Below are 20,367 nucleotides of genomic sequence, written 5' to 3' on the forward strand. Positions count from 1 at the left end.
AGAGTAGAACAATTTCTAGTTTCTCAGAGACAGACTTTGGACTTCTTTTGGACATAATAAAACTCCCTTTATAGTTTCTAGTGAAAATTTTTGTTTTTTCACTGTCCACTATAAGGGGAGTATATCAACATTCTAAGCTAGTTTCTTTTTATCCTTCAACTGTTTCTGAGGCAGTTTCGCTTGCTACTTCTGAAACTGTTTCTGATACAGGCTCGATGATGACATCATCAATTGTAAGCTCAATATCTTCAGACACAACTACAGCATCCTCAATATCTTCTTCTGTCAAATCCACTGTCGGAGCTTTAGCAGTTTTTGCCTTAATAGCTTCCAAAATGTCTGCCGTTGACAAGTTTTGTTCCGCAATTTTTTCCTTGATTTGCTCAAAGGTTTCCAAGGATTTTTCCTTACCAGACTTGACCAAATCTTCTACTGTCAATTCACCAGTTTCAAGTTGAGTTTTTACTTCGGTAAATCGTTCAGTCGCTTGTTTGCCTAAATCTTGTGCCTTATTGACAAAATCAGCATTGATTTCTTCATGGTTTTCTTTATAGTCATTAGCAAAGTTTACAACTTTTTCCTTGACCGCTTGACCAGTTTTACTTGCTAAAAATGCTGCTGCGGCAGCACCACCTGCTACACCCAATAAGAGACTGGTTAAGACATTAGATTTTTTTACCATTTTTTTCTCCTTTCTTACCTAAGAGAGATGAGAGAGTTGACAGAGCTGAAAGAGCTCCGCCGACTTTTACAGTACTTGCTCCAGCAGACTTAGCTTTGACTGTCAAATCACGCGCTGAAGCATTCAGATCTGATACAGAAGTTGACAAGTCAGCTACCGCTACAAAAAGAGGATCAAGGGTCGAAACCTTACCATTTACATCTTCGACTAAGACATTGGTTTTAGCCAAAAGCTCGTTGGTCTGATAGAGAGTCACATTGACATCGCTGGTCAAGACCTTAAGCGTTTGCTGGGCTTCATCTGTCACCGTACCCAATTTTTTCAACAACAAAACAATATATACTGCCACCGCCGCGATGGACAAAGCAATAATCAAGACAGAAATTTCAATAATCATATCTTCTCCTTTAGGGTTGATAGAATGGAATAGAAGACTTTCTTCTCCGCAACACAACCATGATAATACCAACGAGGATTAACACCCCAGATAGCCATTGTGAAACACGTATTCCCAAGAACATGAGGCTGTCCGTCCGCAAGCCTTCTATCAAAAGGCGACCACAACCATACCAGACTAGGTAGAAAGCTGTAATTTCTCCCTGTTTAAGGAATTTTGGCCGTCTACGTAACACACAAACCAAGCCAAAGCCTAGCAAATTCCAGAGAGACTCAAACAAGAAGGTTGGTTGACGGTAGGCACCATCAATATACATCTGGTCTCGGATAAAGGCTGGCAGGTAGTTCAAACTTTCTACTGCCTTGCCATAGGCCTCTTGGTTAAAGAAATTCCCCCAACGACCGATTGCCTGAGCAATCATGACCGATGGCGCTACAATATCCAAAAAATCCAGGGTATTAATAAAGCGATACTGGGTAAAGAAATAAAGGACGATTGCACCTGTAATCAAACCACCATAGATGGCAATACCACCGTTCCAGATAGCGAAGATAGATAAAATGTTATCCTTGTATTCGCTCCATGAAAAGGCTACATAGTAAATCCGTGCCCCCAGGATAGAAAGCGGAAATGCGATTAGAATAAAATCTAAAATATCGTCCTGACGGATTTTCTTTCGTGGTCCCTCGTTTGTCGCCAGATAAACACCTAGAATCAGACCAAGCAAAATGCAGATTGCATACCAACGAATTTCTAAGGGACCTAATTTAATCGCAATAGGATCCATATTAAACCTCTTCTCTATTGTGCTCAATTAAATTAGACAAGCGTTCTTCGAAGATCTTCGTTGCATCAAACCCCATCTGTTTGGCACGGTAGTTCATGGCTGCTGCTTCAATTACAACAGAAATATTTCGACCGGTTTTTACAGGAATACGTATTTGTGGAATAGCAATTCCTGCTATTTCGATACTATCGCCAGAATTTCCCAAACGGTCAAATACCTTACCTGTTTCAAAATTTTCTAAGTAGACAGCTAATTGCACTTCTGATGAATCTTTCACGGCACTAGCACCGTATAGACTCATGATGTCGATAATGCCGACTCCTCGAATCTCTAATAAGTGGCGCAGAATTTCCGCAGGTTCACCCCAGAGAGTGACATCGTCTTTTGCATATACATCAACACGGTCATCAGCCACCAATCGGTGTCCTCGTTTAACCAACTCAAGACCAGTCTCACTCTTACCGATACCAGAATCGCCCTGGATAAGCACACCCATACCGTAAATGTCCATCAAGACACCGTGTACACTCGTCCGCTGAGCCAGGCGACTATCCAAGTAAGAAGACAATTCTCCCGATAGACGACTGGTTGCTGTCTTGCTTCGACAGATAGCAATTTGTTTTTCTTTTGCAGCCTTGTACATCTCCTCAGGGATTTCCAAACCACGTGCCACTATGACAACAGGGGTTTCTGGCTGGAACATCTGAGAAAGAACCTGATAGCGGTTATGGGCAGTCATAGCCATCAAATAAGACCATTCCTTCATCCCTATCAACTGGATGCGCTCTGGAGCATAGTAATCAAAATAGCCAGTCATTTCCAATCCTGGTCGGGTAATATCTGCCGTCGTAATTTGCTTTTGCAAGAGCTCTTCCGTACTGTAAGCACACTCAATCCGCAGATTATCGACCAAATCTTTCACATAAACGGTCATTTCTTCCCTCACTTTCAGTTTTATTATATTATACCATAAGCTAGGGGTTGGAGGAAAAACAAGTGGCTGATTTGGTAAAAAGAATGAGTTTCTTTCTTTTTCTCACAAAATTAGCAAAACTTCTACAGATTAAATGCACTTCCCTCCCAGTGCTACATATTTCTAACAAATCTGTTATACTTTATATAGATCAATACTTACTACTAAGGAGAAAATCATGGAACCATTGTTTCTCACACCTGTTATGCACGAAAAAATTTGGGGGGGCAATCGCCTAAGGACCAACTACCACTACGATATTCCTAGTGAAAAGACTGGTGAATGTTGGGCCATCTCTGCCCATCCAAATGGCGTAACAACTGTCTCAAACGGTCAATATAAAGGAAGAGGACTGGATGACCTCTATCAGAATGAAAAACATTTATTTGGCAATCCAACAGATGATGTCTTTCCATTATTAACAAAAATCCTTGATGCAGACGATTGGCTCAGCGTTCAAGTCCATCCCGATGATAGCTATGGCTTGGCTCACGAAGGCGAACTGGGCAAGACAGAATGTTGGTACATTTTGGAAGCCGAAGACGGAGCTGAGATCATTTATGGCCACAATGCCCAATCCAAAGAAGAACTCCGTCAGCAAATCGAAGCTGGAGATTGGGACAAGCTGTTGACCCATGTACCTGTCAAAAAGGGTGATTTCTTCTTTGTACCAAGCGGCACCATGCACGCCATCGGTAAGGGAATCCTGATTTTAGAAACCCAACAATCTAGCGATACAACCTACCGTGTCTATGACTTTGACCGCCGTGACGATGCAGGCAACCTCCGTGAACTACACATTGAAAAATCGATTGATGTACTGACCATCGGACCTGTTGCTAACTCAACACCTGCCCACCTCAAAGCAGGCAATCTTGACTCAACACTTCTGGTTGCCAATCCCTTCTTTACCGTATATAAATGGAATATCCAACAAGAAATCAAAATGGAACAGACAGCTCCTTACCTGCTTGTCAGTGTCATCGAAGGGGAAGGTGCCATCCAAGTCGGTGAAACCAGCTACCCACTTCAAAAAGGAAGCCACTTTATCTTACCAACCGATGTGACAGACTGGACATTTACAGGACAAATGGACATCATCGCCAGCCACACAAACTAAGCATACAAAAAACTTGAGCATTTAAACTCAAGTTTTTTGCATTATTCAAACCAAGACTTATTTATCTTTTCCGCTTCTTTTATCTTACGTGGACCTATTCCATAGCGTTCCGCATCCCTATCTTCCTTATAGGGTAAAAAATAAGCTGCTGCAATATAGAGAGCAATCAGAAGGAGGAAGGATTTGCCTAAGAGGAGACCTGCAATAAATATCGCGCGTGTTACCCAGGATTCCCAGCCCAATTTATGCGCTATGCCGGCAAGAACCCCAGATACTATCTTCCCCTGCCTTACTTTATACAATTCAATTGACATCTTTTATTCCTTTCACGTAAAAGCCCCCTTGACCTGTTTGTACCTTCAAGAAAAGTAAATCATTGCCAGATTTTTCAAACTGATAGGGACTATTTTTCTTTTTCCGGTTAACCAAGACATGACCTGATTGCGACTCAATCTGCCCCCGAATTCCCTGGCCTTTGCCAGTTTGTAAAGTCAAGGGAGCCTGAGCTAGTTGCACATACAAGTGTTGGGGATAACCACCGCAAGTCGTCAAGCGAATATCCTGTTGTTTTTTATCCCTTGAACTGCGGATAGAAATATCTTCAAATGGTAAGTAATCCAAGCGAGCATCTGCTTGACCAAGTTCTACATCTAGTACTGACATCCATTCCTGAGGTAAGTTGATTGTCAAACGACAGGCCAAACTACTGTGAAAATAAAGCCCCTTTTTTTCAACATAAAGACGAGGAAGCTTATCTTCTGGTGCATCTTGATTGTAGCAAATCTCCACACTAATCTGATTATTTTTAGACTTAGCCAAAGTTAGACGTCCCTCAGATAATTTTAAAAAGAGTGATTCAATCCCTTCAAAACTATAGGATTGTTTCAATTTGGAGGAAGCAAAGACCTTAAAACTTGGCAAGGTAAAATTCAATTTTACTTTTTCTTCCACAAAAAGAAAGTCTGGTTCTTGATTCATTTCCTTAAAACAGGCACGCGCCTCTTCCTTGGTCAAGACACCTTTTTCATATAACTCAATTAAGCGTTCTTCTCTCTTTTGCGTCATAGACTCACCTCAATTCTACTCTAGTATATCACATTTCTCCACAAAAAAATCAGCCCGAAGACTGATTCTAGAAAATCAAGTTTTACCAAGGCAATTGATAGATTTTTTCTGAAAATGGATGAAAATTCTGCTTTGAAACCCCAAAATTTAATTCTATTACTCAACTCTGAGCGTATAAAAATCATCACGCTTGGGAACTGCGTCCACTTGGAGAATTTGGAAATACTTATCTTTTCTACAAGGCTGTGAATTAAATCGCCCGAAAGCTTTTCAATTTCCTTTGCCGAGAATACATCCTTACAATTCTTCCGCCAGCGCTTCGTACTAATTCAATTACACTATCCACATCTTCTTTATGTTCAACATTGTAAGCTAATGTAATTCCTGAAAATCCGTTTCCTTTTGGTGGATTATTTCCATCAATATCTTTTGCTAATTGTTCCAAAGGAAATAGTTCAAACTTTGTTCCCGGAGTATCAAAAAAGCATACCGGCGGATTATTTTCTCTGCAATCAGTCTTATAGCCTAAGCCATCTCTATAAAACTTGATTGACCTTTCCATATCTTTAACACCTAAACAAATACAAGTAATCTTGTTCATCGTTACCTCCTATGAATTCTTATTTGTCATACAATCAATTTACTTGCCAACTTGTAAACTTGTTTTATCTCTTTACTTTCTAATTTCCAGCTATCAAGCTCAATTTTAATCAACTCCGGGAATTTCTTACTAATATCCCTTAAAGCATTTCCAACGGATTTTCTCACATATTCGCTTGCATCTTCTTTTAAGTTGGCAATCCTTTCAATAGCTTCATTCGGATTTTCCTTGAAATATGGTCTACTTGTCCATATTCTTAGTCCCTCCGTAACAGCTCTCCTTGTATTAGGATTATTGTTTTTTAACCATTCATCAATTATTGGAAGTGCTTTTTTATATCCTTTTTTCTTGCAGAATTCATCAAATGCCTTTGCCAATACTTCCTGAACTCTCCAATTATCATCTTTGGAAACTTCATCTCTCATAAATGCTAAAATATCATCTTGTTCTGATAAATATCCAAAAAGAAATACACCGTACATTCTTACTTGATAGGTATCAGATTTATATGCTAAAAATGCCAAACTCTTAGCATATTCATTATCATTAGCTTTATAATCAGTTAAGGCTCTTTTCTCTTCCTCTTTGAAACCATTTTCTATCAAAGAAAACTCTTTTTCTAAACTCGCAATATATTCTTTCAAGTTGCCTCGCCTCCTCACAAAATATCTATTTACCTACACCTCTTTAATCTTCTCATTTATCAATTCAATAAACGCTATCACAGTCGCTCCTATCATCGGGAGCCCATAAGGACTAAATAGGAAACCGATAATCAAACCCGATATGCCTATTCCGACTTCTCCTTGAATGAAAGAAGCTAACGCCCCAAATATGCAGAACATCATAACGATATAAAGTAACGCCGTTCCTATACCAAGTAAGAATGTCAGAAAAGCAGTCAGAATTGATAAGACAAGACTAATCGGGAATTTTTAATATCCATCGCATACACTACCTCCACTACCTCTTTTCTCTTCGGCTTATGTGCTGCTTACAACCATTATTTTAATGGATAATGACTCTAAGCAACACATAAACTATCAGTTTCTTCAGTTTTTAACTTTGGTAGAAGCTTCAAAACCTTTGATTTTACTGAACTATTTGCCTCTGTCATTATTATGACACGAGACCCAACGGTTGGGTCATAGATGGATGAAATAGAAGAATTGGTCGCAACAATCTGAGCCAGCACTTCACTGACTTGGTGGGGCGTGTAGAACTCGCCAGCCTTCTTACCAGATTCCATGGCAAATTGTCCAATCAGATACTCATAGGCATCCCCCAAAACATCTCCACTTTGTAGGGCAACCATGTCCAAGTCCTCAAACAAACGGATAAGAGCCTGTATGTTTTTACTCCGTTCATTGAGGTTGCTTCCCAGTGCTGTATCCGTCAGATCAAGAGTAGAGCTGGCAAAAAGACCTTGAAAATCATCTGAACCATTGGCTACGGCAATACTTCGCTCAAATTGGCTCAGGCTATCCGTCACCTTCTGAACTTCAAACCGCCCCTCGTTCATATCCTTAATCCAAGTTTGGTAGAGATGTTCAGGACGGACAAAATAGCCCAAAACGTCTTGGATCATCTTTTCTAACTCTGTCCCATACTCTTGATGAGCCAGCACATACTCCTTATACCAATTTTCTTCCTTGGTCAAGCCCGATGTGTTGGCAAAAGCCTTTAAGGTCTGGTCACTTAAAAACTTGTAGAACATGAGCCCAAGCATATAATCTTTGTACCGACTAGCATCCATAGAGCCACGGAGTTCATTGGCACCATTCCATAGACGTAATTTAATCTCTTCAGAAGTAATCATGATTTCTCCTTATTCTTTATAACTTACGCCCAGAAATAGCGTAATAGGTTCTATAAAATTATACCACGAGACAGATAAAAATGCCTTATTTATTATGAATAATATACTGATTATTGAAGTTCAATTTTTTCATGCTTCAAAAAAATCTTTCAATCAGCTAACAAACTGAAAATCAGTCGACTAATCCATCGACTGAAAGCTCACAAGCAAAACTTCTTTAGACTTATTATCTTTTGATTACAATAAAATACAAAAAATACGATCTATTTTCACAATTTTTATGTGACAAGAATTAAAACTATCAACTAATCTGTAGGATAGACTCCCACAAAGGAACAATATACCGACCTATCAGTTCATTTCTTGTTATCAGGCAGTAAAATCAGCACTTCATTACTTCCATGTTCATTTTCGGGACAAAAATGTCCTGTTGAATAGCTTGTATAATTGCTATCATAGTACCATCACATAAGAAATGAGGATAGCTGATGACAGCAAAAAAAGAAAATCACTCTGCATCAAACACAAGCATACGAACAAGTAAAGTGAAACCATTACCACTGCAAAAGTTGGACAACAGCAACTTTTACCAACTTAATTCTCGCAGTCTCAAATCATTACAACAAAGTCAAATTCCTTTCAATCAAGATAAGCATTTGACCCTAGCAATAGATACATGGCAAACAGCCTTCAACCAATACCAAAAAGCCATCAATCAAGATAAAGGAAAAGCATTAACAAAAAAGATTCAGGATGCCAATCAACTCCGTAATAGTGACTTTTCTATTTTTAAACGTAGTCTAGCCGCCTTCGAAACGAGTAAACGACAATCTGAAAAAACTGCTTATAGTGAGTTAACAGAAATTGTAAAACCTTTCCGAGACATACATCGACTTGATTATGAAAAAGAAAGTCTAGAACTGGACAAACTATTTAATCGCTTATCCAGTCCAGAAACAATTGAATATATCGAAATCCTTGGTTTAAAAAGATTTTTTGAGAACCTAAAAGAAAGTCAGCAGGAATTTGAAACAGTTTTCTCCCATACCACAGATATTCGTAGCAAAGCTAATCGCTATGATACCTATCAAATCCGTAAAGATCTCCAGTCTGCTTATCTCCGTGTTTTAAAACTCTGTGAAATCTTGATGGAACTCCATGGTCAGTCTCTATACTCCGAACTCATTACACTTTTCAATACTAGTAGACAATATTACATCGAACAACTCTCACACCATTCAAGCAAAGTTGTGAAAAATGATAAAAATATCATTTTACAACTCCCAGAACCGATCCTTCAACCCTAATCCTTTTACTTATTCCTAATCCTTTAGAACAAAAAAAAGGAAACGAAACGTCTCCCAAAATTTGAAAAAACATCGGTAGGGTGACACTCCTACATCTCTTTCAGACCCAAAAGGTGTGGCGGCTGCCTGTTCCGCCCTCGGCGTTTTCCCTAGTTATATCATAACACATTTTTTTGTTCTGCCAGTTTCAAAAAAATCCCAATACCTTATCACAGAAATCCAGCCCTAAGTGAATCTCTTAGGACTGATTTTCTCATTTTAAAACATTTTCACTAAAAGCCCCCTACACTTCCCACATCGGTATTTTTTTAGGTCAATGCGGCGCTTGCGCTGGTAAACTTGTCCACAGGACTGACAGGTATACAGCAGGCTAGGCTTGGCAGTTTGTTCCAGTTTGGGAGCATAGCGCAGGCCGTCCACCGCAGCCAGCAGTTCTTTGAAGTCCCTATCTCCGTGCCGATAGCCTTTCTTCTCAAAGTAGAGATGGTAATGGCAGAGCTCGTGACGGACAATCTTCCGAAAGACTTCTAAGCCTTGCTCCTCCAAGTGCTTGGGATTGAAATCCAAATGCCCATCTCTTGGAAAAAAGCGACCACCTGTTGACCGCAGTCGCCTGTTCCAGACAGCCTGATGTCGAAATTCCTTACCGAAGTCTTGCAAGGAAACTTCTTGCACATACTTATTCAGATCCATTTGGTTTCAAAAGGCTAAGGCCGATACGGTTGCGTTTGATGTCCACTTCAACCAGCCAGACAGTAACGATTTCCCCAACAGCGAGGACTTCGCTAGGATGAGGTAAGGCTTGTTGGCGTCCATTCTTATCCCGTTTGCGTTTGACCATGCGTGAAATGTGAATCAAGCCATCTTCATGGACACCGATGTCCACAAAGGCTCCAAAGTCCACAATATTGCGGACTGTCCCCTGCAATTCCTGACCTACCACCAAGTCCTTAACATCCAAGACATCTTGACGGAGGACTGGTGCTTCAAAGTCATCCCGTAAATCACGACCTGGCTTGAGCAAGTCTGCGATGATGTCCTTCAAGGTTTCCTGACCGACACCGATTTTTTCTGCTGTATCTGCGATTGCCACCTGCTTTAATTTTTCCTGCGCAGCCTCATCTAAGTGGTCAATAGCCAGAAGTTCTAACAGGTTTTCCACAGCCTTGTAAGACTCTGGGTGCACGCCAGTATTGTCCAAAAAGTTAGTCGCATCTGGAATCCGCAAGAAACCAGCTGCCTGCTCAAAGGCCTTGTCACCCAGACGAGGCACCTTTTTAAGCTGCTGACGAGAGGTCAAGGCTCCATTTTCCTCGCGGTACTTGACGATATTCTCCGAAATGGTCTTGTTGAGACCAGCCACGTGAGCTAGAAGGGCAGGACTGGCCGTATTGACATTGACCCCGACCTGGTTGACCACCGTATCGACCACAAAATCCAGACTTTCAGACAGAGCTTTCTGGTTGACATCGTGCTGGTACTGACCAACACCGATCGACTTGGGATCGATTTTGACCAGCTCAGCCAGCGGGTCTTGCAGACGGCGGGCAATGGAAATGGCAGAGCGTTTCTCGACGGGGAGGTCTGGGAACTCGTATCGTGCCAGTTCAGAAGCTGAGTAGACAGAGGCTCCGCTTTCATTGACAATAACGTAAGAAACTTCTGGAAAGTCCTTGAGCAAATCAGCAACGAAAGCTTCAGACTCACGGCTGGCCGTTCCATTTCCGATAGCAATGATTTCCACTTGGTATTGCCCAATCAAGTCTGCCAAGTCTTTCTTGGCCTGGGCAATTTGACGCTGACCAGCCGGCTCAACTGGATAGATGACCTGGGTTGTCAAGAGTTTGCCTGTCTGGTCTACAACCGCCAGCTTAGCCCCTGTCCGGAAGGCAGGGTCAAAACCAAGAACAACCTTGCCTTTGAGGGGAGATACAAGGAGCAGATTTCGTAGGTTTTTAGAGAAGAGTTGGATAGCTCCTTCTTCTGCTTCTTCCGTCAATTCTGTCCGAATCCGACGCTCCATAGCAGGCAGAATTTTCTTCTTGATGGCCTGCTGAATGACATCCTTGATGTAGCTATTGGACTGTGGAAACCGAAGCTCAAAGAAGCGGATCATTTTATCCACATTGTGTTCAAAAGAAACCTTGAGAATGCCTAATTTCTCCCCACGATTGATGGCCAGGGTCTTATAACCCTGCATTTTTGCCACTTTCTCAGAAAAATCATAGTAAATCTGAAAGACTTCTTTCTCGTCTGCTTCTTGATCTTTTAGCTCTGAAGTAAGGCTTGAATTGGTCTGTACTTCATGGTAGACCCAGGCCCGAAGTTTATTGTCTTCTGAGATCGCTTCGACCAAAATATCCACAGCCCCAGCCAAACAAGCCTGAGCCGTATCAAAGCCTTCACAGATAAAAGCAGCAGCCTGCTCTTCCAAGTCAGCCACATTCTGCAAAATCAAGCGAGCCAGCGGGAACAGTCCAGCCTCACGCGCCACCGTTGCCTTGGTCCGACGTTTTTCCTTATAAGGCAGGTAGAGCTCTTCCACATCTGCCAGCTTTTCCGCTTCCTCGATAGCCTGACGGAGCTGGTCTGTTAATTTGCCCTGCTCTTCAATCTTGGCAAGAACTGTTGCCTTACGGTCAGCAAGAGCAGTCAAGGCCTTATCCCGATCGATGATGGATTTGATGACCACCTCGTCCAAGTTCCCTGTCACATCCTTCCGATAACGAGCGATAAAGGGAATAGTGTTGCCTTCAGCTGTCAAAGCCAAAACCGTATCAATCTGTTTTAAACTAACGCCCAATTCCTGAGCAATTTTCAAATATTTTTCTTCCATAGCTACTATTATAGCATGAAAGCGGTACAAGTGACTCAATAGAAAAAGCATGTGAGCTACACATACTTTCACTTTTCTTCTTAAAACTCTGCCAAATCTGGGTCTAGCCACCCTTTGACACCTGCAAGCTTGTCCAACTGGGCTACGGCCTCTGGACTAATGACTAGGTCATCAATATCCAAATTGGCCTTGATATTTTCTGGGCTGGTTGATTTTGGTAATGGTAGAAAGCCCTTATCTAAAGACCAAGCCAATGCTAACTGAGCAACACTACAACCAGCTTCTTTAGCCAAATCGGCTGCTTCTTGGCTTTGGAAAAGTGTCCCTGTACCAAATGGGCTATAGGCCTCCAAAAGAATTCCTTTGGCTTTGCAGTAAGCAACTAATTCTGACTGAGGAGTTCCTGGAGCTAACATAATCTGATTAGCCATCGGGATAATCTCAGCCGTTTCCAGCAAAGCTTCTAGATGGTGTTCCATAAAGTTAGAAACTCCAATTACTTTCACTTTTCCAACACGATAGAGCTCTTCTAATGCCTTCCAAACCTGGGCATTCCGTTTTTTCCATCCAATTGTCTCACGACTAGCCTTTGGATTTGGCCAATGGATCAGTAACAAATCCAGATAATCCACCTGCAATTTCTGCATGGATTCTTCTACTGAAGCAAGGGTATCTTCATAGCCAATCTTATCATTCCAAACCTTAGTTGTTAAAAAAATGTCCTCACGAGCTAGGCCACTATCAGCTATAGCCCGACCCACACTAGCTTCATTGCCATAAATTTGAGCAGTATCAATATGGCGATAACCAGCTTCCAATGCATAAGAAACCGCACCGTACGCCACTTCACCATCAGGTATCTGCCAAGTTCCAAAACCAATTTTAGGAACAGTTACACCATTTGAAAACGTATACCTTGTCATAAAAGACCTCCTATTTCTTCTATCCCCAGTATAAACTAAATTGTCAATCAATACAAAATAATGCGACCTAAAAATAAAAGACACTCGAAAGTGTCTGCTCACATTTATTGTATGCTTACTTTTCAAAATTTATTTTCTTGGATAGTTTATCGATAACAACAGCTCCAACTAATAGAGAAAGCAATTCTCCTGCTGCTGTTGTCAACCAAGTTAGAAAGAATGGTAAATCGTATAAGACTTTTAATTCTAAAGCAATGGTAAACATAGTTGCCGCAAAAAAGAATGAGAAATAAAAGAAAGCCTTGTTAAATAATCCACCGAATAGATAGTCCTTCTTGTATTTTTCAAACAGAATAACTCCCAAGGTAACGAAGATTAATGTCGAGAATCCCCCCACAAAGAGGTCAATCACACCAAAACCAATCAAGTTGGAAATCATGCAGCCAATGGTCACAGCGATAATATACTTACGATTATAAAAAGCCAAGAAATTGAGCATTTCAGACAAACGGAACTGAACAGCCCCGAAGGAAATAGCATTCAATGGCGGCGTCAAGGTAAGAGCGACATAAATCGCCGCAACAAGAGCAATTTCTGCCATATCTCTGGCAGTCCATTTAGATGTATTCATAAAATTCTCCTTTAGCGAAAAAGCTTAAAATATGCTTGGGTAAAGTGAGCAAGCCCCAAGGGTCATTGAATTTGTCAACAACGTTGATTAGTATAGCATATTTTTCCTAAAAATGCTAGACTAGTCCTATGAAAAAACTATTTTATCAACTCATCAATAACGAAGTTATTCTCTATTTGATTGCAGGTGTGGCAGCAACCCTTGTTTATATGATTACCCGTATGGGACTCTTTCTGTTCATCCCATCCATTCTGCTAGTAACTCTTTTAGCCAATGCAGTAGCTATCCTCTTTGCCTTTTGGACAAATGATCGCTTTGTATTTAAGCAAGTAAGGGAAGGCTGGTTCCAACGCCTCATCAAATTCACTACCGCTCGAATTGTCACTCTTGTTTTGGATATGGCTTTAGCCTATATACTCGTAGCTGCCTATCCACAATTGATTGGACAATTTGTACATAACAACATCAACCTGGTCAATGCCATTGCGACACTTTTCTCGCAAGTCTTAGTTATTGTCCTAAACTACGTTTTAAGTAAATTATTTGTATTTAAAGATAAGAAATGAGGTGGGAATTCTCCTACCTCATTTCTCAGAGTTCGTGTCAACATCTCAGCGCAGTGGTTGATTGGCAGATTTGTTCGCGTTTCACACTCCAAATCTGACCTAATCAACTGTGCGGGGGTGAGAAGACGAACTCTTTTTTCAATTAGATGAGTTCTTTCTCACTCCCATTCTTTATCTATCGCTGTAAATCTTGCCTTGAGCCTATTCAAGATAGAAACAATATCCCCATCTCTGGCATGAAACTCTTCTACCTGCATACTTTGAACCGTAGCATTAATCATTGCACCAATGATGAGTACCTGAGCCATAAAAATGAACCAAAGCATAAACACAAGGAAAATAACGGCTGTAACCATTCTAAAATCTAGCAATTGATTGGCATAATTATCAACATAAATCGAAAATAACTTTCCAATAGAAGTCATCGTCAACAGAACAAACAACGTTCCTGGAAAAACATATCGAACTTTTTTTATCCGAACATTTGGCAAAAAGAAATAAAGCATAACCAAGGCGGCAAACAGAGCCATTAAACCTACTAACTGTGTTTGACTAAGAAGTCCCTTCAGCCAGGCATCTTCAATAGGAACCAGCTTATTAATATAAGAAAAAACTGCCTGCCCGAAAGTCAAAAGCGTAATACTTAAGAGGATAATTACCTGCAGACCAATTCCTAAAAATATGCCAATCAAATGCCCAATAATAAAATCACGGTGTTCATTGATGCCATAAGCCTTATTAAAGGCCTTCTGCAAAATGGTCATACTACGTGACAGGGTCCAAAGAGTGGTCAGAATTGAAATCCCTAACCATGATGACGACGGCTTTGTTAATACAGAAGTGATAAAAGATGAAACCGAAGGATAGAGCTTGTCTGGCACAAATTCAGCTATAACCGATAAAATCATATCCACATCAAATGGATAATAGGGTAGTAAATTCGCAAGAGTTAGAAGAATAGGAAAAATAGAAATTAACAAATAGTAAGCTACTGCAACACTTGTTACATCGCTATCAGCAGAACGATAAAAAGAAAAGAAGGTTGAGCAGAATGTTTTCAAACCTTCAACTATTTTGGTTTTCTTCATTCTCTCCTCCTTCCTCATTCACCTATTATTCACGACCTCTCCGAGAATTAATAGGTCCCTTCTTCACCTTGACTCGTCAAAATGACTGGACCATCCTTAGTAATAACAAACTGATGCTCATATTGGCAAGATAAGCCACCATCAAGTGTTTTGTGAGCCCAACCAGTCTTCATATCCGTATCGATTTCCCAAGTCCCTGTATTAATCATAGGCTCGATAGTCAAAACCATGCCCTCACGCAAACGGAGTCCACGCCCTTTAGTTCCATAGTGAGGAACCATCGGCTCTTCGTGGAAGGTTGGTCCAACGCCGTGCCCCACCAAGTCACGAACAACACCGTAGCCCAAACCTTCTGCATATTCTTGAATGGCTGCACCAATATCACCGATACGATTGCCAACAACGGCTTGCTCGATACCACGATACAAACATTCCTTGGTCACATCCATCAAGTTTTGAACTTCTTCAGAGACCTGACCAACCGCATAAGCCCAGCAGGAATCCGCACAACCACCACGATAGGTCTGGGTGATTTTCTTCATAGCCTTGACATCATTAAAGTTGAGCTTAGAAACATCAATTACCGCTTTGTCTAAGGGCTCACTCAAAACCATATCGACCTTCAGCAAATCACCTTCTTTAAGTTTGTAATGACGCGGAAAGGCATGAGCGACCTCGTCATTTAATCCACAACAAGTTGCATAAGGATAATCCATCAATTCTCCATCAACACCAATTTGGAGTGGCAAAACATTCTTTTCCTTACACGTTTTACGGACATATTCCTCTACTTCCCACATGTCAACGCCTGGCTTGATAATCTCTCGCAAACCAATATGAATACCAGCCAGAACATCTCCAGCACGGTTCATTGCATCAATTTCTCGTTGTGATTTAATGGTAATCATTCATTCTCCTCATACATTTCTAAACTAAATTCAGCCCTCTTCAAGCTAAATTTTAGATAATTTCTTGTTTTATGGCTATAGCGGTCACTTCCACGATACTGCGCAACCTGTACCAAACCAGCTTTTTTCGCCACCATCTGACTGGCCACATTTTCCTCATGAGTGACAATAACCAGCTCCCTCAGACCAAACTCATAAAAAGCTAGATAGACTAAAGTCCGCACTGCTTCCGTCATCAAACCTCTTCTCCAGTAGTCTTTTTTTAGGAAATAGCTGAGCTCCGCAGAAAGTTGACGTTCGTCTACCTTTTCAAAGCAAAGCGCACCAATCATCCTCTCCGAATGCTTATCAACTAAAGCCCAGTTTCCCAATGGTGAACGCATAAATTTTTCAACCATTGTCGAAAAAGCAATATTTCTGTCCTCCAAAGCTGGAAAGATAAAAGGAAGATTTTCAGGATTTGATACAATTTCATAGAAACTTTCCCCATCTTCAAAAGAAAATGGTCGTAAATACAAACGGTCCGTTTCAAAGCAAGCAAACTTCGCTAGTCTTGTCCAAAGTGTCATAGTGTACCCAAGGGGCTGAGAATTACTCCCAGCCCCAGATTGTTTCGTTTTTTTAATCGATTACGTTTTGAGAAAATAGCTCTCAATTAGACTCTCTAATCCTCAATCAATTGAATATCTGCACCTAATTCTGTCAGCTTATCAATAATATTTGAGTAACCACGTAGAATAAACTCAATGTTTGTAATTTCTGTACGCCCTTGAGCCATTAAACCAGCGATAACCATTGCGGCTCCCGCACGCAAATCAGTAGCTTTAACAGATGTCCCAATCAGTTGATTTGGACCTTCAAAGGCAATATGGTTGTTACGAGTAGAGATTTTTGCTCCAAGATTTGCAAGCTCCTGCACATGACCAACACGTTTTTCATAAATCGTATCAACAATCGTACCAGTACCTTCTGCCTTAAGCAGTAAAGGCGTAATGGGTTGCTGCAAGTCTGTCGCAAAACCTGGATAAGGTGAAGTTTTCACACTTACCGCCTTCAATTTCTCTTGCTTTTCAACAAAAATACTATCTTCAGAAATGGTCATGCGAACACCCATTTCTTCCAACTTAGCGATATAACTCTCTAAGTGTTCATAAAGGACATTATCAATGCGAATACCTTCACCAACAGCAGCAGCAAGGGCAATATAAGTCCCTGCTTCAATACGGTCTGGAATAACTTGATGACGTGTTCCTTTTAGACTGTCTACACCATCAATGGTGATAATATCTGTACCCGCACCACGGATACGTGCCCCCATATTGTTAAGCAAAGTTGCCACATCAATAATTTCAGGTTCACGCGCCGCGTTTTCAATAACTGTACGGCCTTCTGCTTTGACAGCTGCTAAGATAGTATTAATTGTCGCACCGACGCTGACAACATCCATGAAGATATGTGCCCCTTGAATACGCTGACCATTAGTTGCCAAGCGCATATAGTCACCTTCATAGGTTGTCTCAGCCCCCATTGCCGCGAATGCTTTCAAGTGCAAATCAATCGGACGCGGTCCCAAATCACAACCACCTGGCAAACCAACGACAGCTTGACCAAAGCGACCAAGGAGGGATCCGTAAAAATAGTAGGATGCACGCAAGCTATTAATTTTGCCAAACGGCATAGGCATGTCTTTTACACCACGAGGGTCAATCTCAAGCGTCTCACCATCACGCTTGACCGTCGCGCCCATTGTTTTCATAATATCAACTAAGCTATCTACATCCGAGATTGCAGGTACTCCGTCCAGAGTAACAATCCCGTCTGCAAGAATAATGGCCGGAATAAGAGCAACAACTGAGTTTTTTGCACCACTAACGGTAACCGACCCTTTCAGTGTTTTTCCACCATTAATTACAATTTTTCTCATACTAACATTCACTTTCTTAATTTGCCCAAAAAGGCATACGTTTCATTCTATCATAAAGTCTTGGAAAAAGCTAGTTATATAGCAAGCAAAAGGACCGAGCCAATGAACTCAGTCCTTCATATTTATATACTATTAGTGAATCTCTCTTCACCATTTATGAAAAATTCTCTGAATTTGCTCCCTTGCATCCACGAGATACAGCTCCAGCTCTTCCCTCGTTAAATAAGGTACTCGCCCATAGAAGATATGGTCAATGACTTGAGCACCGTTGCTGTTGAAAAGCCATTCTGAAGTCAAGCTTTTCATCGCTTGATCAACGTGTAAAACTTTCTTTTCTAGGATGTGCAAAGACAATTAACGCTTTCATAAACTTCTCACTAAATGGACAACTATTTCATTACAAAACCGCAGTTTTCAAGGCTTCCACCTTGTCCAATTTCTCCCATGGGAGATCAATATCGGTACGTCCCATGTGTCCATAGGCTGCAGTTTGCTTGTAAATCGGACGTTTGAGATCTAACATTTGAATAATTCCCGCTGGGCGCAAATCGAAAATCTGACGAACAGCTGCTTCTAATTTACTCTCAGCCACTGTACTTGTACCAAATGTATCGATGCGAACTGAAACTGGTTGAGCAACACCGATAGCGTAAGCCAATTGAACTTCAGCCTTTTTAGCCAAACCAGCTGCTACGATATTTTTTGCGATATAACGCGCCGCATAAGAGGCAGAACGGTCCACTTTGGTCGCATCCTTACCAGAGAAGGCACCGCCACCATGACGAGAATAACCACCATAGGTATCAACGATAATCTTACGACCTGTCAAACCAGAGTCCCCTTGAGGTCCACCAATAACAAAACGACCAGTTGGGTTGATAAAATAGTTGGTTTGGTCATCCAGATAATGAGCTGGAATGATTTCCTTGATCACACGTTCAATGACATCCTGACGAATTTGCTCCTGGCTAACTTCTGGATCATGCTGGGTCGAAATAACGACTGTATCCACACGAACAGGTTGATTGTCTTCATCGTATTCAACCGTTACCTGTGACTTAGCATCTGGACGGAGATAAGCAATTTCACCAGATTTTCTCAACTCGGCCAAACGACGCACCAATTTGTGACTAAGTGAAATTGGCAACGGCATAAGTTCAGGCGTTTCATCTACTGCAAAACCAAACATGAGCCCCTGGTCACCTGCACCAATCAAATCCAATGGATCTTGACTAGCATCTTGACGAGTTTCCAAAGCTTCATTGACGCCTTGGGCAATATCTGGCGATTGCTCTACAAGTGACGGATGGACCCCAACCGACTCAGCTGAAAAACCATACTCACCTTTTGTATAGCCAATCTCCGCAATCGTATCACGTACCACACGGTTAATATCTACATAGGCAGTGGTTGAAATCTCTCCAAACACATGAACACTACCTGTATAAACAGCCGTCTCTGCCGCTACGTGCGCATCTGGATCCTCTGCTAAAATAGCGTCCAAAATAGCATCTGAAATCTGGTCTGCAATCTTATCCGGATGACCCTCCGAAACAGATTCAGACGTAAACAACTTACGTTCTGACATAAACATGTCCCCCTTAAAATAGAATATATGCTAGAAACCTAGCGGGTTACTAAGGTTACAAAGAACTAGTCGAAGACTAGTTCTTTGCGAAAGACACCTGTCTTGAGCAAAGGAAAATCCTATTTGCGAAAGACTTCTGTCTTGAGCAAGGGAAATCCTATTTGCGAAAGACTTCTGTCTTGAACAAAGGGAAATCCTATTTGCGAAAGACTCCTGTCTTGAGCAAAGGGAAATCCTATTTGCGAAAGACTCCTGCCTTGAGCAAAGGGAAACCCTATTTGCGAAAGACTCCTGCCTTGAGCAAAGGAAATCCTATTTGCGAAAGACTCCTGCCTTGAGCAAAGGGAAATCCTATTTGCGAAAGACTTCTGTCTTGAGCAAGGGAAAATTTCCAGATACATAACGAGAAAGACAATACCAGACTGTATGAAATCAGCCTTATTTAAAGAAAATGGTGACTGAAGTGTAGTAAAGTTTTTACGCTTACTATTCGATGTTACCAGCTTCTTTAATTGTGTTTCAAGTGTTTCTGCAAATATTAACTAGTCTATAAACTACCTTTTCGGGACTTAATAACGTTTCTAGTATAGCATAGATTGACCGACTATCCTAGCATTTTCTTAAAAATAAAGAGGGTTGTTCTATACAACCACTCTTCTACAGAATCATTAGATAAATTCGGCATCTGCAATTGCCTGTTTAACCACCTCTAGAGGCAAATGAACCAACTCACAGCCCTTTTCTTTATACAAGTACTGAGCATAGTCATCCATGCGGTATTGATTGATATAGACAACCCGCTTACAACCAACCTGTAACAATTGCTTGGAGCAGTTGAGACATGGGAAATGGGTCACATAGGCAGTAAAACCTTTTGGAATTCCCCGTTCCGCTCCTTGTAAAATAGCATTGACTTCCGCATGCAAGGTTCTAGCGCAATGACCATCAATCATAAGGCATTCCTGATCCAAACAATGTTCGGTTCCTGAAACAGAACCATTGTAGCCTGTTGCGATAACCTTATTGTCCTTAACCAAAACCGCACCGACCTTGGCTCTCTTACAGGTTGCCCGATTGGCAATCAAAAGCGCCTGAGCCGCAAAATACTCATCCCAAGCTAAACGATTTGTTGACATAGCACACCTCTTTTTC

21 protein-coding genes, 3 pseudogenes and 1 riboswitch are annotated in these 20,367 nt (G+C 41.2%); of the genes and pseudogenes, 3 read left to right on the forward strand and 21 right to left on the reverse strand.

Going from position 1 to position 20,367, the window contains the following annotated elements:
• Positions 1 to 148: 148 nt before the first annotated feature.
• The 4 genes from ODU45_RS04630 to hprK are packed head-to-tail and all read right to left on the reverse strand — an operon-like array spanning position 149 to position 2,800.
• On the reverse strand, positions 149 to 682 hold the full coding sequence (locus tag ODU45_RS04630) for a YtxH domain-containing protein (RefSeq protein WP_053867182.1): 534 nt from the start codon (positions 680 to 682) through the stop codon (positions 149 to 151).
• Positions 666 to 1,079 (reverse strand): DUF948 domain-containing protein, encoded by a 414-nt coding sequence (locus tag ODU45_RS04635; RefSeq protein ID WP_074389146.1) that lies wholly within the window; start codon positions 1,077 to 1,079, stop codon positions 666 to 668. Before ODU45_RS04635 ends, ODU45_RS04630 begins: the two co-directional genes overlap by 17 nt.
• 10 nt (positions 1,080 to 1,089) lie before the next feature.
• The gene (gene lgt, locus ODU45_RS04640) at positions 1,090 to 1,866 is read right to left on the reverse strand and encodes a prolipoprotein diacylglyceryl transferase (RefSeq protein WP_398580849.1); all 777 of its coding nucleotides are present in this window, start codon (positions 1,864 to 1,866) and stop codon (positions 1,090 to 1,092) included.
• 1 nt (position 1,867) lies between these two features.
• Positions 1,868 to 2,800: an HPr(Ser) kinase/phosphatase gene (gene hprK / locus ODU45_RS04645; RefSeq protein ID WP_002936769.1), complete on the reverse strand. Its 933-nt coding sequence runs from the start codon at positions 2,798 to 2,800 to the stop codon at positions 1,868 to 1,870.
• 217 nt (positions 2,801 to 3,017) lie between these two features.
• On the opposite strand from hprK, the gene manA reads away from it, so the two are divergent.
• Positions 3,018 to 3,959 (forward strand): mannose-6-phosphate isomerase, class I, encoded by a 942-nt coding sequence (gene manA / locus ODU45_RS04650; protein WP_398578338.1) that lies wholly within the window; start codon positions 3,018 to 3,020, stop codon positions 3,957 to 3,959.
• Positions 3,960 to 4,000: 41 nt separating this feature from the next.
• On the opposite strand, the gene ODU45_RS04655 is transcribed toward manA, so the two are convergent.
• The 6 genes and pseudogenes from ODU45_RS04655 to ODU45_RS04680 form a co-directional block, all read right to left on the reverse strand.
• The gene (locus tag ODU45_RS04655; protein ID WP_256767587.1) at positions 4,001 to 4,273 is read right to left on the reverse strand and encodes a PspC domain-containing protein; all 273 of its coding nucleotides are present in this window, start codon (positions 4,271 to 4,273) and stop codon (positions 4,001 to 4,003) included.
• Positions 4,263 to 5,024, reverse strand: coding sequence for a hypothetical protein (locus ODU45_RS04660; protein WP_024384992.1), 762 nt, complete (start codon positions 5,022 to 5,024; stop codon positions 4,263 to 4,265). The genes ODU45_RS04655 and ODU45_RS04660 overlap by 11 nt, the downstream gene beginning before the upstream one ends.
• A 295-nt stretch (positions 5,025 to 5,319) precedes the next feature.
• Positions 5,320 to 5,625: pseudogene (locus ODU45_RS04665) on the reverse strand (VOC family protein); the annotation flags it as partial.
• Between the two features lie 26 nt (positions 5,626 to 5,651).
• Positions 5,652 to 6,269 (reverse strand): DNA alkylation repair protein, encoded by a 618-nt coding sequence (locus tag ODU45_RS04670; protein ID WP_105257032.1) that lies wholly within the window; start codon positions 6,267 to 6,269, stop codon positions 5,652 to 5,654.
• Positions 6,270 to 6,302: 33 nt separating this feature from the next.
• Positions 6,303 to 6,576 (reverse strand): annotated as a pseudogene (locus ODU45_RS04675) (CD1845 family protein).
• Between the two features lie 73 nt (positions 6,577 to 6,649).
• On the reverse strand, positions 6,650 to 7,444 hold the full coding sequence (locus ODU45_RS04680; protein WP_105257033.1) for an N-6 DNA methylase: 795 nt from the start codon (positions 7,442 to 7,444) through the stop codon (positions 6,650 to 6,652).
• A gap of 488 nt (positions 7,445 to 7,932) precedes the next feature.
• On the opposite strand from ODU45_RS04680, the gene ODU45_RS04685 reads away from it, so the two are divergent.
• Positions 7,933 to 8,751: a DUF6261 family protein gene (locus ODU45_RS04685; RefSeq protein WP_105257034.1), complete on the forward strand. Its 819-nt coding sequence runs from the start codon at positions 7,933 to 7,935 to the stop codon at positions 8,749 to 8,751.
• 258 nt (positions 8,752 to 9,009) lie between these two features.
• Here the strand turns inward: ODU45_RS04685 and ODU45_RS04690 are convergent, their stop codons facing one another.
• The 4 genes from ODU45_RS04690 to ODU45_RS04705 all read right to left on the reverse strand — a co-directional run bounded on the left by ODU45_RS04690 (position 9,010) and on the right by ODU45_RS04705 (position 13,141).
• Positions 9,010 to 9,444 (reverse strand): SprT family protein, encoded by a 435-nt coding sequence (locus ODU45_RS04690; RefSeq protein ID WP_105159228.1) that lies wholly within the window; start codon positions 9,442 to 9,444, stop codon positions 9,010 to 9,012.
• Positions 9,431 to 11,587 (reverse strand): Tex family protein, encoded by a 2,157-nt coding sequence (locus tag ODU45_RS04695; protein ID WP_105257035.1) that lies wholly within the window; start codon positions 11,585 to 11,587, stop codon positions 9,431 to 9,433. Before ODU45_RS04695 ends, ODU45_RS04690 begins: the two co-directional genes overlap by 14 nt.
• Positions 11,588 to 11,667: 80 nt before the next feature.
• Positions 11,668 to 12,510 (reverse strand): aldo/keto reductase, encoded by an 843-nt coding sequence (locus ODU45_RS04700; RefSeq protein WP_105257036.1) that lies wholly within the window; start codon positions 12,508 to 12,510, stop codon positions 11,668 to 11,670.
• 115 nt (positions 12,511 to 12,625) lie between these two features.
• Positions 12,626 to 13,141, reverse strand: coding sequence for a QueT transporter family protein (locus tag ODU45_RS04705; RefSeq protein ID WP_012027540.1), 516 nt, complete (start codon positions 13,139 to 13,141; stop codon positions 12,626 to 12,628).
• A riboswitch (PreQ1 riboswitch) is annotated at positions 13,139 to 13,241 on the reverse strand. It overlaps the preceding gene by 3 nt.
• 28 nt (positions 13,242 to 13,269) lie before the next feature.
• Here ODU45_RS04705 and ODU45_RS04710 point away from each other — a divergent pair.
• The gene (locus ODU45_RS04710) at positions 13,270 to 13,707 is read left to right on the forward strand and encodes a GtrA family protein (RefSeq protein ID WP_024384996.1); all 438 of its coding nucleotides are present in this window, start codon (positions 13,270 to 13,272) and stop codon (positions 13,705 to 13,707) included.
• Positions 13,708 to 13,865: 158 nt separating this feature from the next.
• Here the strand turns inward: ODU45_RS04710 and ODU45_RS04715 are convergent, their stop codons facing one another.
• The 7 genes and pseudogenes from ODU45_RS04715 to ODU45_RS04745 form a co-directional block, all read right to left on the reverse strand.
• A complete protein-coding gene (locus ODU45_RS04715; RefSeq protein WP_398578339.1) occupies positions 13,866 to 14,795 on the reverse strand; it encodes a YihY/virulence factor BrkB family protein in 930 nt (309 codons plus the stop codon).
• A 47-nt stretch (positions 14,796 to 14,842) separates the two neighbouring features.
• Positions 14,843 to 15,703: a methionyl aminopeptidase gene (locus ODU45_RS04720; protein ID WP_024384998.1), complete on the reverse strand. Its 861-nt coding sequence runs from the start codon at positions 15,701 to 15,703 to the stop codon at positions 14,843 to 14,845.
• On the reverse strand, positions 15,700 to 16,272 hold the full coding sequence (locus ODU45_RS04725) for a GNAT family N-acetyltransferase (protein ID WP_136628117.1): 573 nt from the start codon (positions 16,270 to 16,272) through the stop codon (positions 15,700 to 15,702). The genes ODU45_RS04720 and ODU45_RS04725 overlap by 4 nt, the downstream gene beginning before the upstream one ends.
• 95 nt (positions 16,273 to 16,367) lie before the next feature.
• Positions 16,368 to 17,627 (reverse strand): UDP-N-acetylglucosamine 1-carboxyvinyltransferase, encoded by a 1,260-nt coding sequence (locus ODU45_RS04730; RefSeq protein ID WP_398580850.1) that lies wholly within the window; start codon positions 17,625 to 17,627, stop codon positions 16,368 to 16,370.
• A 147-nt stretch (positions 17,628 to 17,774) separates the two neighbouring features.
• Positions 17,775 to 17,945: pseudogene (locus ODU45_RS04735) on the reverse strand (flavodoxin family protein); the annotation flags it as partial.
• 79 nt (positions 17,946 to 18,024) lie between these two features.
• Entirely contained in the window at positions 18,025 to 19,215 is a 1,191-nt protein-coding gene (gene metK / locus ODU45_RS04740; protein ID WP_044672032.1) for a methionine adenosyltransferase, read from the reverse strand.
• A 668-nt stretch (positions 19,216 to 19,883) separates the two neighbouring features.
• Positions 19,884 to 20,351, reverse strand: a complete 468-nt coding sequence (locus ODU45_RS04745; RefSeq protein ID WP_044754313.1) for a cytidine/deoxycytidylate deaminase family protein — start codon at positions 20,349 to 20,351, stop codon at positions 19,884 to 19,886.
• Positions 20,352 to 20,367 lie beyond the last annotated feature (16 nt).

Source organism: Streptococcus sp. 2022WUSS135 (assembly GCF_044427045.1).
Taxonomy (GTDB): domain Bacteria; phylum Bacillota; class Bacilli; order Lactobacillales; family Streptococcaceae; genus Streptococcus; species Streptococcus hashimotonensis.

Coding starts and splice junctions, on each gene's coding strand:
- ODU45_RS04720 (WP_024384998.1), bottom strand. CDS start 15,703: ATGATTACCATTAAATCACAACGAGAAATTGATGCAATGAACCGTGCT.
- ODU45_RS04730 (WP_398580850.1), bottom strand. CDS start 17,627: ATGAGAAAAATTGTAATTAATGGTGGAAAAACACTGAAAGGGTCGGTT.
- ODU45_RS04715 (WP_398578339.1), bottom strand. CDS start 14,795: ATGAAGAAAACCAAAATAGTTGAAGGTTTGAAAACATTCTGCTCAACC.
- ODU45_RS04655 (WP_256767587.1), bottom strand. CDS start 4,273: ATGTCAATTGAATTGTATAAAGTAAGGCAGGGGAAGATAGTATCTGGG.
- lgt (WP_398580849.1), bottom strand. CDS start 1,866: ATGGATCCTATTGCGATTAAATTAGGTCCCTTAGAAATTCGTTGGTAT.
- ODU45_RS04635 (WP_074389146.1), bottom strand. CDS start 1,079: ATGATTATTGAAATTTCTGTCTTGATTATTGCTTTGTCCATCGCGGCG.
- ODU45_RS04630 (WP_053867182.1), bottom strand. CDS start 682: ATGGTAAAAAAATCTAATGTCTTAACCAGTCTCTTATTGGGTGTAGCA.
- ODU45_RS04700 (WP_105257036.1), bottom strand. CDS start 12,510: ATGACAAGGTATACGTTTTCAAATGGTGTAACTGTTCCTAAAATTGGT.
- ODU45_RS04705 (WP_012027540.1), bottom strand. CDS start 13,141: ATGAATACATCTAAATGGACTGCCAGAGATATGGCAGAAATTGCTCTT.
- ODU45_RS04690 (WP_105159228.1), bottom strand. CDS start 9,444: ATGGATCTGAATAAGTATGTGCAAGAAGTTTCCTTGCAAGACTTCGGT.
- hprK (WP_002936769.1), bottom strand. CDS start 2,800: ATGACCGTTTATGTGAAAGATTTGGTCGATAATCTGCGGATTGAGTGT.
- ODU45_RS04745 (WP_044754313.1), bottom strand. CDS start 20,351: ATGTCAACAAATCGTTTAGCTTGGGATGAGTATTTTGCGGCTCAGGCG.
- manA (WP_398578338.1), top strand. CDS start 3,018: ATGGAACCATTGTTTCTCACACCTGTTATGCACGAAAAAATTTGGGGG.
- metK (WP_044672032.1), bottom strand. CDS start 19,215: ATGTCAGAACGTAAGTTGTTTACGTCTGAATCTGTTTCGGAGGGTCAT.
- ODU45_RS04685 (WP_105257034.1), top strand. CDS start 7,933: ATGACAGCAAAAAAAGAAAATCACTCTGCATCAAACACAAGCATACGA.
- ODU45_RS04725 (WP_136628117.1), bottom strand. CDS start 16,272: ATGACACTTTGGACAAGACTAGCGAAGTTTGCTTGCTTTGAAACGGAC.
- ODU45_RS04695 (WP_105257035.1), bottom strand. CDS start 11,587: ATGGAAGAAAAATATTTGAAAATTGCTCAGGAATTGGGCGTTAGTTTA.
- ODU45_RS04680 (WP_105257033.1), bottom strand. CDS start 7,444: ATGATTACTTCTGAAGAGATTAAATTACGTCTATGGAATGGTGCCAAT.
- ODU45_RS04710 (WP_024384996.1), top strand. CDS start 13,270: ATGAAAAAACTATTTTATCAACTCATCAATAACGAAGTTATTCTCTAT.
- ODU45_RS04660 (WP_024384992.1), bottom strand. CDS start 5,024: ATGACGCAAAAGAGAGAAGAACGCTTAATTGAGTTATATGAAAAAGGT.